Below are 16,420 nucleotides of genomic sequence, written 5' to 3' on the forward strand. Positions count from 1 at the left end.
TCAGTCGTCCTTTCCGCGCGCCGAGTTCCGCATCAAGGGACCAAAGAGAATGACGAGTCCCAGAAGCGTGATGACGGCGACCGCCATGGCGAATCCCATCTCGTTGTTCTCGTAGGCCTGCTTGTAGGCGTAGATGCTCAACGACGTTGTCGAATTGGCCGGCCCACCGCCCGTCAGCCCATAGATGAGGTCGAACACCCTGAACGCGTCAGTGCCACGGATCAGGATCAGCACAACAAGGGTCTTGGCGAGCAGCGGGAGAGTCACGCTGAAGAGAGTGCGGATAGCGCCGGCGCCGTCAATACGAGCCGCCTCGTAGAGTTCTTCCGGAATCATCGTGAGACCCGCAGAAGACACCAGGATGATGAAGGGCACGGCGTGCCACACATCAGTGAGAACGATGCTGAACAGCGCGGTCGTGGAGTCGGTCAGTCCACCGAAGTCCTGCAAGCCGACGAGGCCCAAGAGGTAGTAGATCAGACCGTATGTCGGGTCATACATGTACCGCCAAATGAGACTCACGATGATCGGCGAGATCAGCAGCGGCATGGCGAAGAGGGCGCGAAGCAGGTTTCCGGTTCGCGGAGTCAGGCTCTTGAGAAGCACCGAAATGCCCACCCCCATGCCCATGCACAGTGAGAGCGACAGCACTGTGAAGATCACAGTGTTGACCAGCGACCTCAAGGCGACCGGGTCTGAGAAGAACATGACGTAGTTGTCGAGGAAGACAAAGGCTGCCTTGTCTTCTTGACCCAGGCTGTAGTCGAAGGTGCTCGCGATAAGTGCGAACCCGAGGGGCACGATCATCACGATGCAGATCGTCAGTGCGGCGGGCAGGATCAGGAACACTGCCAGACGAAGGTCTCTGCGAGCGTAGGCGCTTTTCGGTCGCCGAGGATGAGGCTGCGCCTCTGGGGAGGAGTGAGACATGAGGAGGGCTTTCCTTGTCAGAAGCGGAACGACGGCCGGATGTGGGCGGGGCGTGCGGCCCCGCCCACATCGTTCATGATCCGGCTATTCGAACTGCGAAGCCAGGGTGTCCTGCACGCCCTGGAGAACCGCACCCGGATCGTCGCCGTTGGTCACGACTCCCGACAGTGCGACGCTTAGCGCGTCGATGAGCGCCGGCGCATTGGGCTGAAGCGGCACAGTGACACCCTTCGCGAGCGCTTCCTGCACCGTGGGCAGCCACGGAGCATTGGCGGTCAGATCCGCGTCGGTGTACAGCGACTCGCGGAAGCTGATGAACGAGGGGTCAATCGTGCCCATCTCTTTCAGCGCAACCTGGCTGGTCAACCATGCGCCGAGCTTGAACGCTTCCTCCGGATTCTCGGAGTCGGCAGGAACTGCCCACCCCCAGGCCTGGAGCAAACCAGCGGGCTCTTCTGCAAACGGAATCGGGGCATAGCCGAGCTGGCCCGCCACGTTCGACTCAGCCGGGTCTTCGAGCGCCGTGAAGAGGCCCGATGTCGTAATGCCGATCGGGGCTTGACCGAACTGGATGGCTTTGGTGGTCTCATCCCAGTGCCAGCCATTGCTACCGGCCAGCCCGTAGAGGCTGAGCTCTTCGATGAATGCCACCGTCTCGACGACCTTGGGGTTGGTCAAGTCGAGTGCGCCGTTGCTGTCGAAGAAGTCGGCGTCGTTGCCGGCAAGCAGCACCGCCATGATGTTGACGATCGCCGAACCTTGGCGGAATGGGAGGGCGATTCCCGTGCCTTCTTCCTTGAAGTGCTTCGCTACCTCGAGAATCTCATCCCAGGTCGCTGGGGCATCAAAGCCAGCAGCCTCAAGGGCGACCTCGTCGAAGACCACGAGGGGGGTCTGAACGAAGTAGGGCAACGCGAAGAGGGAGCCATCGCGCGAGTAGACGTCGAGACCACCCTGGTTGAAGTCACCGTAGTTCCAGTCCGCACCAGTCAAATCCTCATCGGCCACGAAGCCTGTGAGATCGGTCAGGAACCCTGCCTCGGTGTACTCGCCAACCCATGCCTCCGGCACGTAGATGAGGTCGTACTCGCCCGTCGCGGTCGACATGTTGAGGGTTTGCTTCTGCTTGAGCTGCCCGAAGTCGATAGCGTCGAAACGAATTGTGACACCCGTTTCTTCACTGTACTGATCGAGCAGTTGCTGCTGCGCGTCGGCCTGGGGGCCAGCCCAACGAGATACCGTCAGCGTGACGTCGCTCTGGGGGGCCTCTTCCGGGGTCTCGCTGGGAGTGCTGCTGCAGGCCGACAACACCGTCAGCGCCATGAGCGCTGCGAGTCCGACGGCGACCTTGCCTCGTGATCTACGCATTGCGGTTCTTCCTTCGTGTGGTGGGGGGAGATCTGCACGACCGGTGCCGTGTACGCCTCATTCAAATGTAAGAACAAAGTAATGTCAAGCCAAAGTTACGCTAGGTAAGGCCTCGTACATTTCTCCACCGGCAATCACCCGCCCCAACGAGACGAAACCTCGCTCTTCCCCTGCGAGCCCGCAGAGAGCATGCTGTGACGAGAAAGTTCGGAAGCGTGTCAACCTTCCACGCCTCCCGCACGTCGTAGTGGTGATGGGAGGGTGACCGTGACGCAGACGATCGCAGTCGACATGGAGAGTTTCGTCGCGACCGAGTACCCGCAGGTCGTCGCCGCAGTCGGGCTCATCACCGGCAACCGCCAAGACGCGCCCGACGCGGTGCAAGACGCGATCGTCGGCTACCTCGCCAAGCCTCCGAACCGCGAGATCCAGAACCTCGCCGCCTGGATCACCGTCGTCGCCAGCAACCGCCTGCGCGATGCCTACCGCTCGCGCGACGCCGAGCAACGAGCGCTCGCCAAAGTCGGCCTCGTCGACGAAGCAGGCGACGACGCACTGAGCAGCTTTGACATCGACGTCAAGCGCGCGCTCACCGCGCTGCCCCCGAAGCAGCGTGAAGCAGCCGTGCTGCACTACTTGCTCGACCACTCGGTCAACACGATCGCCGAAGCCCTCGGCGTCAGTAGCGGCACTGTCGAGACCCAGCTCTTCCGCGCTCGACAAACGCTCGCGATGAAGCTCAGAAAGGAGGACCACCGTGGCTGACACCAACGACACCGACCTCAGCAACATCGACGGGATGCTGCGCGACTCGTTCGCCCGCATCTCAGAGCCCGGCGCCTCCGACGGCGTGGCCGACGCGATCCGCTCGCGGGTCGCTGCCGGCGACACCGGCACGGCGGTCGCGACCGCCACCGCACCGGGTTGGAGCGCGGGCCCCGGATTGCTCGGCACTCTCGGCATTCTCGGCGCATCCGCTCTGGTCGTCGGCGCCGGCATCGGCGGCAGCGCGGCGCTCTTCGCGCCCGGCGACACCTCGGCGAGCGCCGCCATCACGCTCGACTCCGGCACGGTCTCGGCCGGCTACTGCCCCGGCGCGGCCGGAGCCGCAGAGTTCCTCGCCGGCGAGCACGTGCTCATCATCGCCCGCAGCGACGACTCGAGTCACGTCGCCGTGCGCAGCTCGGCCGACTGGGCCACCACTGTCTGGCTGCCGACTGCGGTCGTCGTCGTCGAACCCGACCAGGCCGACCTCGCCTCGCTGCCCGTCGCAGGGTGCGCGCAAGCAACCGGCGAAGCCGTGGTGCCCGAGCCGACCGAAGCCCCAGCACCGACAATCGAACCCGGCCCCGCCCCTCAACCCGGGCCCCCCGCGCCGCCACCGCCGCCCAGCGACACGACTGCGCCATCGATTCTGCAATCGTGGGTCTCTGACAACGACCTGTACCAAGACGAGACCGCGACCTTCACGATCCTCGCCTCAGACAATGTCGCCGTGACGAGCGTCAGCGCTAGCTGGTCAGGAGCCCGCTCGGGCAGCGCCACCCTCACCAAGGTCGGCAACGAGTGGCGGCTGGTCTATGCCCGTCCCATTCCGCTCGCCCCCAACGGCACGGTGACCTTCACCTTCAGAGCGAAAGACGCCGCCGGCAACCAGAGCGCACCCGCTGTCATCGCCATCACCTTGAACAGCCTGGACTGACCATGACTATTCCGAAGTGGCTACTGCCCGTGCTCGCCGGCATCACGGCGATCGCCGTGGGCACCGCGAGTGCCCTCATCGCGTTCGTGCTCGTCGGAGGCGCGCCCGAGAGCGAACCCGCTCCGGTCGCGACGGCCGTGTCCGAAGCCGCAACCGAGACCGTACCGTTCATCGCGCCGGTCGGCTTTGGCGACGAGGCACCGCCGCTCGACCTCGACGGCGATCCCGAGACCGACGACGTGAGCCCCTACCTCGGCAGTGAAACCGTACCTGCGGTCGACGTCGACGACGAGGGTACGCCGATCGGTGCCGACCCGACCTCGATCGCCGACCTCATCGACGCTGAGACTCTCGCGGCGGTCGACACCGTCATGGCGGCGGATGATCCCGCTTCGGTGCCCGGCATCGTGCCACTCTTCACCGGCGGAGACCCGTGCGCGCTGCCCGGTGCGCCGAGCGAGTCGTGCCCTGAGGGGCTGCGCTCGCGCATCCTGTCGTTGACCGGTCTTCCGCCATTGCAGCTCACCGTCACGCCGAGCCCGTCGATCGGCGACACCTCGGTACGCGACCAGCTCGTGTGCGACCCCTTCGAGCTTGTTGACGGAGAGCTGCGGCTCGGCATCGGCACCAACCAGCCCGCGACCGTGACGATCACCTACTGGCCTCAAGGCAACCGGGCGGATGCTCGCGAGCTGTCGCTCTTCACCCCCGAGTCGCAGGTCGCCCTCTTCGAGGCCGACCTGCCCAGCGAAGGCGACCCGGCCCTCGTGCTCAAGCACTGCATCGTGCTCGACGGGCTCGACCCCAACGCGCGGTACGAGGTAAGAGTGGTCGCCGAGACCCCTGGTGGCGAGCTTCTCGAGCGCACCATCACGGTGTCGCTGCGGGTCAACCTCGGTCGACCGCCCGCTCGCATCGTGCCCGTCGGCGACAACATGATTGTCGTGAGCGCCATGCACCGCTATGGCGAGACGATGCTGCTGCGCGGCGTGCTGCACGATGACGACTACGACTATGACTGCTCAACCGTAGAGACCGGCGCCCCATTGCGGCTGGTGGGCGAACCTGTGACTCAGCGCAGCGATACAGAGTGGCTCGCGCGCAACGGGTTCTCGAATCAGTTCACCGAGCGCACCTCGGGAGCCTTCTACGTGCCGGAGGGGCGCAACGCTCTCGTGTGTCTGAGCAGCTACGACGACTCGCGACCGAGCTGGAATTGGGAAGTCGCCGACTACACCTATTCCTCGGTCGTGCAGGCCCCCGACTACACCGTGCCGCGCGTGACCTGGATCAACACCACCGTGCGGCCGAGTGCACGGCTGAGCGAGGTCACCGTCGTGCTGGGGCCGCGCGGTGGAGGTGCCTGCGCCGCGCGCGGCATCACGGTGCCGTTCGCACCTGAGCGGTATGACGATCCGGATATTCCACCGCTGTGTGCCGGCGTGAATCTCGACGGCTTCAACTACTACAACACCGGTCACCTCATCGTGCGCGCGGGCGCCCGAGTCGCCGACGGTGTGAAGTGGACCTCCGCGGGGCTCCCGCTCGGCTTCCAGCGCTGCGCAGGTTTCTGCGACACGCTTCCCGAACGCAGCTACTACACGATCGCGCTGCCGCTCGTGCCCGTGCCGAGTGGACTGTGCGGGTCTTCGTTCGGCGACTGCGATCCGCCCACGAGCTCGGTGTCGGGCGGCACGGTGCACTTGCGGGTCGACTGGGAGCACGGTGCGCGCAACGGCGCCGAATCGTGGAGCATGGGCCCGATTGTCGAGGCCGAAGGTGTGCCGTTCTTGCTCTATGAGCCGCAGTTCGACCGCACGGCCGTGCCCCGTTACGTCAACGACGCGAGCGGCAGGCGTGTTGAATTCGACCTGCGCAGCGACCGCCCTGTGAACTACCGCGCGACCCTGCTCGGCGACTGCTTTCTGCCCGAGACGGTCACCGTTGTCGAGGGCCGGTGGGAGAACCTGGGCGACTCGCTCGTCAGCTTCGCGAACCCGTGTCGAGGCGCGACCTACAGCATTCACGTCGACCTCATCGACGACGAAGGTGTCTCGGCTGCCTACGGCCCGACCACCTCAGGGTCGATCTGGTGGAGCTACCTCGACATTCCGGGCACGACAGAGGCCTTCAATGTGAGCTACCGGCTGACTCTGATCGATGACGACGGACGAGGCACGAGCATGGTCTACCCGACGTTCATCGAGATCGGGGGCCACCGGTTTCTCCGCACAGGCCCGTGGGGCGACCGGTGCGCATTCGGCGCTATCGTCACCGATCTCGACGGAACGAGCACGATCGGCGTAGAGCTACCTGACGTCGTGCCGATCACCGCCACGTTGACGATGCGAGACGGGCTCGGACTCGATCTGGATGCTGATGCCGACGGCTTCGCCGACTGCGACCGTGACGCCCCCGGCGGCGACACCATCACTGTGGAGACCAGCGTGCTGCTGAGCGAGTTGCGCAGCACCGGTCGGTACACAGTCACAGCCGAGAATGAGCGGCTGCGGCTTCTCATGACAATCACCCTGCGCGACTGACGAGGTCTCTCATCCAGCAGCACCACCTGAAACCGGAGAACACGCAATGACCACAACGCGCAACCGCCCCTGGCTCGCCCTCGCGCTGCTCACCGTGCTGCCCGTACTCGCCGCGTGCAGCGCAGACTCGACCGAAGCGCCCGAGTCACCCGACACCATCGAGTCGTCGGACGAAGCGGCCTCGCCGCCCGCCGCCGTCGAGCTGCCGTGCGGTGCGGCCGACGCCGCCGAGCTCGAGGCGGTGTTCGGCGCCGGGCTCGGCGACGGCCGCATCGGCACTGTGAACGTCACCGAGAACGAGGTCACGTGGAACGCCGACTCCTGTACGTGGGAAGCCGAGAGCGTCGAGGTGCAACTGCGCATCTCGGATGCCGACGACTTCGCCGCGGGCTTCGCGTGCCTCGAGCCGCTCGCGATCGGCAGCGACCTCGAGGTCGTGGCCGGCCTGAGCGACCAAGCCTGGTGGCAGTTCTCCGGCAGTTCAGGGGCCGAAGGCGAGCTTCGTCTCTGCACCGGCGACACGCTCGTCGAGGTGCTCATCGAAGCCGAGTCGGGCGACTCGGCCGTCTTGCGCGATCAGGCGGTCGAGCTCGCCGAACTCGTGATCTCGAAGCTGTAGCGGGGCCCGCCCGGGGCAGTGTGCCTCATGCGGCACATGCCACGCGAGGCACACTGCGTCAGCGGAAACCTGCATCCACGGCAGTCGCGCGGCGAGCATCCGTCGCCACGATCTCGCATCCGCCCTGTCTACGCGGCGAGCGGCGCCAAGTACTCGTTCCAGTCGGGCAGCGGTCGTTCGATGCCGCGCACGAGCCAGGCCGTGCCGTGCGGCGCCTTCGGTGTGACCCGCAGCTTCCAGCGCATCTCAGCGGGTGTGCGGTCGCTCTTGAGGTTGTTGCACTTCAGGCAGCAGGCCACGAGATTCTCCCACGTGTCGGCTCCCCCGCGCGAGCGCGGCATGACGTGGTCGATCGTTGACGCAAAGCCGCCGCAGTAGGCACAGCGGTTGCCGTCGCGGCGCAGCACCCCGCGTCGCGTGAGCGGAACCTGGCGGCTGTGCGGAATGCGCACATAGCGCCGCAGCACGATGACGCTCGGGCGATCCCACGTTCCCTCGATGCCGAAGACGGGATGCTCGCCATCCGTCGCGAGAATCGTCGCCTTCTCATTCATGACGAGCACGAGCGCTCGGCGGAACGACACGACGGCGAGCGGCTCGTAGCCGGCGTTGAGAACGAGTGTGCGCATGCTGGGGGCTCCTGTCGAACGGGCCCGCATGGCCTGCGGGCGTTCCTTCGGTTCTCAGTGCCTCACGGTGCGAGGGTCGTCGTGCACCCTTTCGGGCACAAAAAAAGCACTGCCGTTAGACGACAGTGCTCAGTACCGCAGAACCACGACAGGGCGCGATCCAGCGAACGGCGACGGCTATGCGAAAGACGGCGCGCGCATCCACGGTTTGGATGTCGTTCCGCCCACTCATGGCCTCTCCTCTCGTGCGCCGTATGGCACCGAGAATGTAAGGCTAACCCAGAATCGGCGCGCTCTCACTGAGAGGCGCGCCGATTCACCGGTCGTTCACCCTGCGGCCAGGGCGACGGATGCTCGTCAGATGCCGACGCGCACGATCCAGTAGTTGTCGGTCCAGATCGGGCGCACGCTCACGACGCCACCCGCGCGGGGCGAGTCGATGAAGGTGCCGTTGCCCATGTAGATGCCGTTGTGGCCGTTCATGATCACGATGTCGCCGGGGCGGGCGTCGGCGCGCGAGATGCGCGTGCCTGCGCGGTCTTGGGCGCTCACCGTGCGGGGCAGCGACACACCGAACTGGGCGTAGACGTACTGCACGAAGCCCGAGCAGTCGAAGCCGGCCGGAGTGCTGCCGCCGTAGCGGTAAGGCACGCCCTGATACTGCAGCGCCACCTGCACAACCTGGTCGAGGCTGAAGTTGGGATACGGCGGGTTGGCCAAGAAGTCGCTGACGCGCGGGCCCGACCAGGCGGCGGCAGCAGCGGCGCGCTGGGCAGCGAGCTGCGCACGGCGCAAGGCTGCGGGGTCGGTCGCGGTGAACTCACCGCGGCTCGCGTCGACGACGACGGGCTCGGTCGAGGCCAGCTCGATCTCTTGCGAAGAGGTGGCCTGCAGTTCGGCGATGGCCTCAGCGGTCTGATTCGACTCCGCGTTGGCGGCGGGCTGCAGCGAGGTGCCCGGCAGCGCCAGAGTGGCGACGATCGCCGTTGCCGCGGTCATGGCCCCCATGTTGAGAGCGGTGCGCTTCCAGGCCTTCGACCGCGGTGCGCGAGGCGCTGCGGTTGCCTGAGCACGAGCGGTTGTGGCGACGGCCGTGCGGCGTGAGCGGCGTGACTCGACCAGCTCGAGGTTCGTATCGTGTGTCAAAGGTGTTGCCTCCTGCGCTTCGCCGCTGACGCATGATCGGTGATGATCGACGGCCCGTCTGATTTCGTGTTGTCCACGGTCTGAGTGCAGAAGACGGGCGTGCGAAGCGTTCTGCGTCAGAGCTGCCGATCGGTTGGGTGTGACCGGCAACTGGTCGAGTGTACGTGAGATAACGGAACGGTTACAAACCGACGCGCCACCACAGCATGTAGTGGTGAATCCTCACTCGGCGACGTAGATGTGCTGCGCGATCTCGGCGGGCAGGTCGATGCCCTCGTCGCGCCCGACGACCTCGACGCTGACGTACCCGTTGGGCTCCGGGCGCAGCCTCGCGTGCGCCCCGGGCACGACTCCCGCTTCGCGCAGCTGGTGCAGCAGGTCGGGGTCGACCTGGGCGGGCTCCGCCAACCGGCGGATCGTGCCCTCGCGCACGCCGGCGGCTGCCGCGTGCGTGAGCGAGATGACGCCGTCGAGAAAGTCGTTCGCGGCCGAGCCGCCGATGTGCTCGAGCCCCGGAATCGGGTTGCCGTAGGGCGACTCGGTGGGCTCGCCGAGCAGGGCCATGATGCGGCGTTCGACCTGCTCGCTCATGACGTGCTCCCACCGGCACGCCTCGTCGTGCACGAACGCCCAGTCGAGCCCGATGACGTCGGCGAGCAGCCGTTCGGCCAGTCGGTGCTTTCGCATCACCGAGATCGCCTTGGTGCGACCGTCGTCGGTGAGCTCGAGGTGCCGATCGCCCTCGACTCTCACCAGGCCGTCGCGCTCCATGCGCGAGATCGTCTGCGAGACGGTGGGGCCCGAATGCCCGAGGCGCTCGCTGATGCGGGCGCGCAAGGGCACGATCTGCTCTTCTTCGAGGTCGAGAATCGTGCGCAGGTACATCTCGGTGGTGTCGACGAGGTCGGTCATGTGCGTCCTCTCTCATCGCAGCGGGCCTGCACGCGACTCGGCAGGTCAGGCTTGCCTAGCCTAAACGACCGAGCCGAACGGGCGTCACGCGCTCAGTACGATGGAGGGCATGGCCGACATCACGATCCCCGCCGAGCTGCTTCCCGCCGACGGGCGCTTCGGATGCGGACCCTCAAAGGTGCGGAACGAGCAACTGGCTGACCTGCTAGCCGCTGCGAGCATCCTGGGCACATCGCATCGCCAAGCACCCGTGAAGAACCTCGTGGGCAGCGTGCGCGCCGGTCTCACTGAGCTCTTCCGACTGCCCGAGGGCTACGAGGTCGTGCTCGGCAACGGCGGATCGACCGCCTTCTGGGATGTCGCCGCGGCCGGGCTTATCTCGCGCCGCAGCGCGCACCTCGACTTCGGCGAGTTCGGGTCGAAGTTCGTCGTCTCGGCTTCAGCGCCCTGGCTCTCGGCGCCGCACGTCGTGCAGACCCCCGGCGGCACCCGCGGGGTGCTCGAGCCCGTCGACGGCGTCGACGTCTACGCCTACCCGCACAACGAGACATCGACGGGCGTCATGGCCCCCGTGCGCCGCATCGGCTCCGCACCAGACGCGCTCACGCTCGTCGACGCCACGAGCGCGGCCGGGGGCATCGATCTCGACGTGGCCGAGACCGACGTCTACTACTTCGCCCCGCAGAAGAACTTCGCCGGCGACGGCGGACTGTGGTTCGCCCTCATGAGCCCCGCGGCGATCGAGCGGGCGTTCACGATCGACGCGACCGACCGCTACATCCCGCCGTTCCTCTCGCTCACCGCGGCGATCGACAACTCGCGCCTCAACCAGACGCTCAACACTCCTGCGCTCGCAACGCTCGTGTTGCTCGACAGCCAGCTGCGCTGGATGAACGAGTCGGGCGGCCTCGCCTGGGCGCACGCCCGCACGGCCGAGAGCTCATCGCACCTCTACGAGTGGGCGTCGGCGCATGCACTGGCGACTCCGTTCGTCGCCGACCCCGCGCACCGTTCTCAGGTCGTCGTGACGATCGACTTCGACGACTCGGTCGACGCGGCGCGGGTCGCCGCGGTGCTTCGCGCCAACGGCATCGTCGACACCGAGCCCTACCGCAAGCTCGGCCGCAACCAGTTGCGCATCGCCACCTTCGTGGCGATCGACCCCGACGACGTGCGACAGCTCACGCGCAGCATCGACCACGTGCTCGAGTCACTCGCCGGCTGAGTCTCGCTCGCCCTACGGCGATGCGACTGCCACACTGGAGCGCATGAGGCTCTACGTTCCGCACGACGAGCGCCGCCCGCAGCCCGAGCCCGCTGTCACCAACGATGCACTCGCCTTCGCGATCGGCATCGGCGGCTGGATCATCGGCGCGACCGTCGTGGTCGGGATGCTCTCTGCACCCGTCTCGTTCGACCCGGCCCGCGTGCTCGCCACGATCGCCGTCGGGCTCGTGCTCGGTCTCGCGGGGCTGCTCGTCTCGCTGCGCCAACGCCGCACCCGCCTCTAGTCGCAGGTGCCGCGCGTCGCGGCGCTGCGGCTACTTCTCGGTGAGCGTGTCGTCGTCGAGGTGCAGGTCGATGTCGACGCCGTCGAAGACATCATCGCCGTCGTCGCCGTGCACGTCGTGCTCGTCGATCGCCTCGTCGGCGTCGTCGTCGTGAGCGTCGTCGTCGTGCTCGTCGTCGTCGTCATCGTCATCGTCGTCGTCGTCAGTCTCGCCCGCGAGCTCGCGCTCGTGCGCCTGCTGAGCGAGGTAGTCGTCGAGCCGGTCGGCCCACGGCACCCAGTCCGGTGCCGTGAGAGCGCCCTCCGCCGGAATCAGCTCGGTCTCGAGCACGCTCGGCTGCATGCCGGGGTTCACGGCGACGGCGACGGTCCAGTACCACCCGGGGTAGCCGCCCTGAGTCGTCGAGAAACGCACGGTGGCGACATCGTCGGCGACGACGACGTCGCGCAAGGCTCCGACGTTGGCGGGGCGAGTGATCTCGCCCAGCGCCTGGCGAGCGATGGGCTCGAGCACCGCAGCGTCAGTCGTGGCGGATGCGGCGCCGTCGGCAGCAGCATCCGTCACCGCAGCATCGACAGCGGCGGCTTTCTTCGAGACGCGCGCCACGAGGGCTACGCGTCCAGTTCGTCGGCGACGCGGCGCAGCATGGCCGCGATCTTCTTGCCGTGCTCACCTTCGGGGTAGCGCCCGCGCTTGAGGTTCGCACCGATGCCGTCGAGCAACTTGACGAGGTCTTCGACGATGATCGACATGTCGTCGGCCGACTTGCGGTTCGCCCGAGCGAGTGAGGGCTTGGCGTCGAGGATGCGCACCGAGAGCGCCTGCGCGCCGCGCTTGCCATCAGCGATGCCGAACTCGAGCTTCGTGCCTGCCTTGACGACCGCACCTTCGGGCAGCGCCGAGGCGTGCAGAAAGACCTCATCGCCCTCATCGGATGCGATGAAGCCGAAGCCCTTCTCCTGGTCGTAGAACTTGACCTTGCCGGTAGGCATGCGCTCTCCTTGCGAGTCGTCGTGAGTCTCAAGGGTACCGGTCTGCACCTGCCGACGGGGCCCAGATGCTCGCGAACGCCTGGCCCCAGCACGCGGGGTAGGTCGCACGCCGCCCCGCCGCCTATCCTGGTGTCGTGCCCGAAGAATCGTTCGTCATGAGCAACCGCCTCGAGCGCGTGCTGGCCTACATGGTCGCCGCGGTCATTCTGGTGAGTCTGGCGAGCTTTGTCGCTCTGATCGCCGCAACCGGCGCGGGCCTCGGGCGCGAAGAGTTCGCGACCGGTATCTGGCCGATCGTCACGATCATGCCGCTCATCGGCCTGCCGATCGGCTTCGTGCTGATCATCGCGCTGCTCGTCGTCAGCGCTGTGCGCCGGGGGCGAGCCGCGAAGGATGCCGGCAACTAGCGCCGCCTCTCTCGCGCTTGCCGCGCGATTGCGCGATCTCGACGATGAGCGCGTCGCCCGCGTGATTCGCGAGCGCTCGATCACGCCGAGCACGCTACGTGATGTGTTCGATCTCGCTGAGGCGCTGCTCGACCCGGCCGCGATCGCGCTCGCGCTGGCCTCGCTGACCCGCTCCTCGCTCACCGTTCTCGCTACCGCCGCGCAGCTCGACGAGGGCGCGGCGCTCACCGATCTAGCCGCCCGCCTCGACCGCACGACCGAGCAGGTGGCGCTCGATCTCGCTCCGGCGACGGATGCCCTGCTCGCCGACCTCGCCGACGCGCGGGTGACGGTCTGGCCGGCTGTGACCGCCGAACTCGCCGCGTGGCCTGCGCGCGGCCTGCCGAGTCTCGACGAGCTGCGGTCGGCAGCCGCGCTGCCGATGCCCGCCGAACTGGACGCGGCCGCGCGCACCGCTCTCGACCGCACTGCGGCCGAGAGTGCCTTCACCACGACGGTGGCGGTCACCGAGGTGGTGCTCGCTTTGGGCGATGTGCCCGGGCGGCTGCTGGCGCGAGGCGGTCTCGCGCTACCTGACGCCAAGCGCCTGGCGGCGGCGGCGGGGTGCGAGACCGACGAGGTCACCGCCCTGGTCGACCTGGCAGCGCTCGCCGGTCTTGTCGACGAGCTCGACGGCACGTGCCGATCTACCGACTCCGGAGACGAGTGGCGTCGCCGCGGGCCGACCGAGCGCTGGGCGCACCTGGCCCGATCGTGGCACGCGTCACTGCCTGCCGAGGTGGCAGAACTGCTGCGTGACCAGGTCGATGCAGACTGGGGGGCGGCACTGATCACCGCGACGACCTGGCTCTTCCCGGCGGGCTCTGAGCCGCTGCGCGAGCGCCTGCGCCGGCGCGGTGTGCAGGCAGAGCGGCTCGGCATCGCCGTGGCGGGGCGAGCCAGCAGCATCGGTCGAGCGCTCGTCACCGCCGATTCGTCGAGCGCGGCCGCCGTGCTGGCGCCGCTCGTGCCGCCCGAGGTCGATCAGGTCTACCTGCAGCACGACCTGACGATCGTGTCGCCGGGGCCGCTCAAGGGCGAGCTCGACGAGCGACTGCGCCGAGTGGCCGACGTCGAGAGCAGCTCGCTCGCCGGGCGCTATCGCATCACGGCCGAGAGTGTCACCCGCGCGATCGCGATCGGCGAGACGGCCACGACGCTCACCGGCTTCCTGTCGGCAATCTCGCTCACCGGGGTTCCGCAGCCGCTCGCTTACCTCATCGACGAGACCGCCCGCCGATACGGTGCCGTTCGCGTCGGCAGCCTCGAGCATGACGAGGCCGCCGAGCTCGGCGCGCGCACCGGGGTGCGCAGCGATGACCCCGTGCTGCTCGAGGCCATGCTCGTCGATGCGGCAACAGCGCCTCTCGCACTGCGTCGCGCAGGAGCGTTCAGGCTCATCAGCCGCCACGATGCGGCTGTGGTGCTCTGGACCCTCATCGACGCACGTTACCCCGCCGCCTCTGAGGAGGGCACCGCGACCCCCGAACGACCTGGCCGCGCCCGCACGCGCCCGACGACACCCGCCGTCGACACGAGCGTGGCGGCGGCGGTCGAGCGCATCCGCAGCGGCTCGACGGTCGGCATCGACGGCGACGGTGCCTGGGTGGCCCGACAGTGGGAGCTTGCCCTGCGCGGCAAACTCTCGGTGCGCGCGACGGTGACGCTGCCCGACGGCAGCGAGCGCTCGTTCGACCTCGAGCCGACGGGCATCGCCGCCGGACGAGTGCGAGGTCGCGACAAGGCGGCCGACATCGAGCGCACTCTGCCGGTGAAGAGCATCACCGCCCTCGAACCTCTCGAGTAGTCGCGCTCTGCGCGTTCGCAACTCAGGCTGAGACGGCATATGTGTCGGATGAACCGGTCACCGTGGCACCCTCAGCCTGAGTTGCGAACAGGGGCTCTCAGCCGCGCCGCCTAGACTGGCCCGTTATGAATCCCGACGGGCCCCTCATCGTTCAGAGCGACCGCACGGTGCTGCTCGAGGTCGCCAACCCGAGGGCCGACGAGGCGCGCCACGCCCTCGCGGTGTTCGCCGAGCTCGAGCGCGCGCCCGAGCACGTGCACACCTATCGCATCACCCGACTCGGGCTCTGGAACGCGCGTGCCGCCGGCCACGAAGCCGACGAAATGCTCGCTGTTCTCGACCGCTACGCCAAGTTTCCGGTGCCGCAGTCGGTGTCGACCGACATCACCGAGACGGTCGGTCGCTACGGCCGTCTGATCATCGTGCGCAACGACGAGGGCACACTCGTGCTGCGGTCGACGGATGCTGCGGTGCTCACTGAGATCGCCGCCAATAAGAAGGTGGCCCCGTTGCTCACGCGGCGCATCGACCACGCAGCCTTCGAGCTTGCACCGTGGGCACGCGGTCAGATCAAGCAAGAGCTCGTGAAGATCGGCTGGCCGGCCGAAGACCTTGCGGGCTACACACCCGGCACCCCGCACGAGATCGACCTTGACACGAGCGAATGGGGTCTGCGGCCCTACCAGCAGCAGGCGATCGACCAGTTCTTCGTCGGCGGTTCGGGCGTCGTGGTGCTGCCCTGCGGCGCTGGCAAGACCCTCGTGGGCGCCGGAGCCATGGCCGAGGCCGACACGACCACCCTCATTCTGGTGACCAACACCGTCTCGGCGCGGCAGTGGCGAGCCGAGCTGCTCGCCCGCACGAGCCTCACTGAAGACGAGATCGGCGAGTACTCGGGCCAGGTGAAAGAGGTCAAGCCGGTCACGATCGCGACCTACCAAATTCTCACCGCCAAGCGAAAGGGCGAGTACGCCCACCTCGCTCTGCTCGATGCCCTCGACTGGGGGCTCATCATCTACGACGAGGTGCACCTGCTGCCGGCGCCCGTCTTCAAGCTCACGGCCGAGCTGCAGGCCCGCCGTCGTCTGGGCCTCACGGCGACGCTCGTGCGCGAAGACGGTCGAGAGGGCGACGTCTTCAGCCTCATCGGCCCTAAGCGCTTCGATGCTCCGTGGAAAGAGATCGAGGCGCAGGGCTACATCTCGCCGGCCAGTTGCTTCGAGGTGCGCATCGACCTGCCCGCGAGCGAGCGCCTCGAGTATGCGGCGAGCGCTGACGATCAGCGATACCGGCTCGCGGCGACAGCACCAGCCAAGCTCGGGGTCGTGAAGCGTCTGGTGAAGCAGCACGACGGCGAGCGCATCCTCATCATCGGGCAGTATCTCGACCAGATCGACGAGCTCGCCGAAGCGCTCGGCGTGCCCCAGCTGACCGGAGCGACCTCGGTCGACGAGCGCGAACGGCTCTATCAAGAGTTTCGGGATGGCCGCACACCGGTGCTCGTCGTCTCGAAGGTCGCCAACTTCTCGATCGACCTACCCGAGGCCACGGTCGCGATACAGGTGTCGGGTTCGTTCGGCTCACGGCAAGAAGAGGCGCAGCGCCTCGGGCGCCTGCTGCGGCCGAAGCAGAGCGGTATTCCGGCGAGTTTCTACACGCTTGTCGCGCGCGACACCGTCGATCAAGACTTCGCGCAGAACCGCCAGCGCTTTCTCGCCGAGCAGGGCTACAGCTACACGATTCTTGACGCTGACCAGATCGCGAAGGCCGCCTGAGCGACGCAGCACCGCCCAGCGACCCGACGACGCTGGGCGG

16 protein-coding genes are annotated in these 16,420 nt (G+C 67.3%); 9 read left to right on the top strand and 7 right to left on the bottom strand.

Annotated elements, in window-relative coordinates; genetic code table 11:
• Both KL788_RS06840 and KL788_RS06845 read right to left on the bottom strand, forming a co-directional pair.
• Nucleotides 1-807: a carbohydrate ABC transporter permease gene (locus tag KL788_RS06840; RefSeq protein WP_293173225.1), complete on the bottom strand. Its 807-nt coding sequence runs from the start codon at nucleotides 805-807 to the stop codon at nucleotides 1-3.
• A 207-nt stretch (nucleotides 808-1,014) separates the two neighbouring features.
• Entirely contained in the window at nucleotides 1,015-2,253 is a 1,239-nt protein-coding gene (locus KL788_RS06845) for an ABC transporter substrate-binding protein (protein ID WP_293169728.1), read from the bottom strand.
• 312 nt (nucleotides 2,254-2,565) lie between these two features.
• Here KL788_RS06845 and KL788_RS06850 point away from each other — a divergent pair, with 312 nt between their 5' ends.
• Genes KL788_RS06850 through KL788_RS06865 form a run of 4 tightly spaced genes read left to right on the top strand, consistent with a single transcriptional unit; the run spans nucleotide 2,566 to nucleotide 7,162 of the window.
• A complete protein-coding gene (locus KL788_RS06850) occupies nucleotides 2,566-3,063 on the top strand; it encodes an RNA polymerase sigma factor (RefSeq protein WP_293169730.1) in 498 nt (165 codons plus the stop codon).
• Nucleotides 3,056-4,000: a hypothetical protein gene (locus KL788_RS06855; protein WP_293169732.1), complete on the top strand. Its 945-nt coding sequence runs from the start codon at nucleotides 3,056-3,058 to the stop codon at nucleotides 3,998-4,000. The genes KL788_RS06850 and KL788_RS06855 overlap by 8 nt, the downstream gene beginning before the upstream one ends.
• 2 nt (nucleotides 4,001-4,002) lie before the next feature.
• Nucleotides 4,003-6,543, top strand: a complete 2,541-nt coding sequence (locus KL788_RS06860) for a hypothetical protein (RefSeq protein WP_293169734.1) — start codon at nucleotides 4,003-4,005, stop codon at nucleotides 6,541-6,543.
• Between the two features lie 46 nt (nucleotides 6,544-6,589).
• Nucleotides 6,590-7,162: a hypothetical protein gene (locus tag KL788_RS06865; protein ID WP_293169736.1), complete on the top strand. Its 573-nt coding sequence runs from the start codon at nucleotides 6,590-6,592 to the stop codon at nucleotides 7,160-7,162.
• A gap of 128 nt (nucleotides 7,163-7,290) precedes the next feature.
• Here the strand turns inward: KL788_RS06865 and KL788_RS06870 are convergent, their stop codons facing one another.
• From KL788_RS06870 to KL788_RS06880, 3 genes are all read right to left on the bottom strand, one after another.
• Nucleotides 7,291-7,791 carry an HNH endonuclease gene (locus tag KL788_RS06870; RefSeq protein ID WP_293169738.1) on the bottom strand — a complete coding sequence of 167 codons (501 nt, stop codon included), beginning with the start codon at nucleotides 7,789-7,791 and terminating at the stop codon, nucleotides 7,291-7,293.
• A 357-nt stretch (nucleotides 7,792-8,148) separates the two neighbouring features.
• A complete protein-coding gene (locus KL788_RS06875) occupies nucleotides 8,149-8,790 on the bottom strand; it encodes a C40 family peptidase (protein ID WP_293169740.1) in 642 nt (213 codons plus the stop codon).
• Between the two features lie 369 nt (nucleotides 8,791-9,159).
• On the bottom strand, nucleotides 9,160-9,849 hold the full coding sequence (locus KL788_RS06880; RefSeq protein ID WP_293169742.1) for a metal-dependent transcriptional regulator: 690 nt from the start codon (nucleotides 9,847-9,849) through the stop codon (nucleotides 9,160-9,162).
• A gap of 109 nt (nucleotides 9,850-9,958) precedes the next feature.
• On the opposite strand from KL788_RS06880, the gene serC reads away from it, so the two are divergent.
• On the top strand, nucleotides 9,959-11,074 hold the full coding sequence (gene serC / locus KL788_RS06885; protein ID WP_293169744.1) for a phosphoserine transaminase: 1,116 nt from the start codon (nucleotides 9,959-9,961) through the stop codon (nucleotides 11,072-11,074).
• Nucleotides 11,075-11,117: 43 nt separating this feature from the next.
• Nucleotides 11,118-11,360 carry a hypothetical protein gene (locus tag KL788_RS06890; protein WP_293169746.1) on the top strand — a complete coding sequence of 81 codons (243 nt, stop codon included), beginning with the start codon at nucleotides 11,118-11,120 and terminating at the stop codon, nucleotides 11,358-11,360.
• A gap of 30 nt (nucleotides 11,361-11,390) precedes the next feature.
• On the opposite strand, the gene KL788_RS06895 is transcribed toward KL788_RS06890, so the two are convergent.
• Both KL788_RS06895 and KL788_RS06900 read right to left on the bottom strand, forming a co-directional pair.
• A complete protein-coding gene (locus KL788_RS06895) occupies nucleotides 11,391-11,966 on the bottom strand; it encodes a DUF3027 domain-containing protein (RefSeq protein ID WP_293169748.1) in 576 nt (191 codons plus the stop codon).
• A 5-nt stretch (nucleotides 11,967-11,971) separates the two neighbouring features.
• On the bottom strand, nucleotides 11,972-12,352 hold the full coding sequence (locus KL788_RS06900; protein ID WP_293169750.1) for a cold-shock protein: 381 nt from the start codon (nucleotides 12,350-12,352) through the stop codon (nucleotides 11,972-11,974).
• A gap of 134 nt (nucleotides 12,353-12,486) precedes the next feature.
• On the opposite strand from KL788_RS06900, the gene KL788_RS06905 reads away from it, so the two are divergent.
• The 3 genes from KL788_RS06905 to KL788_RS06915 all read left to right on the top strand — a co-directional run bounded on the left by KL788_RS06905 (nucleotide 12,487) and on the right by KL788_RS06915 (nucleotide 16,380).
• A complete protein-coding gene (locus KL788_RS06905; RefSeq protein WP_293169752.1) occupies nucleotides 12,487-12,759 on the top strand; it encodes a multidrug ABC transporter ATPase in 273 nt (90 codons plus the stop codon).
• Nucleotides 12,746-14,605 (top strand): helicase-associated domain-containing protein, encoded by a 1,860-nt coding sequence (locus KL788_RS06910; RefSeq protein WP_293169754.1) that lies wholly within the window; start codon nucleotides 12,746-12,748, stop codon nucleotides 14,603-14,605. Before KL788_RS06905 ends, KL788_RS06910 begins: the two co-directional genes overlap by 14 nt.
• Before the next feature lie 125 nt (nucleotides 14,606-14,730).
• A complete protein-coding gene (locus KL788_RS06915) occupies nucleotides 14,731-16,380 on the top strand; it encodes a DNA repair helicase XPB (RefSeq protein WP_293169756.1) in 1,650 nt (549 codons plus the stop codon).
• Nucleotides 16,381-16,420: the final 40 nt, after the last annotated feature.

It is taken from the genome of Microcella sp., assembly GCF_019739195.1.
Taxonomy (GTDB): domain Bacteria; phylum Actinomycetota; class Actinomycetes; order Actinomycetales; family Microbacteriaceae; genus Microcella.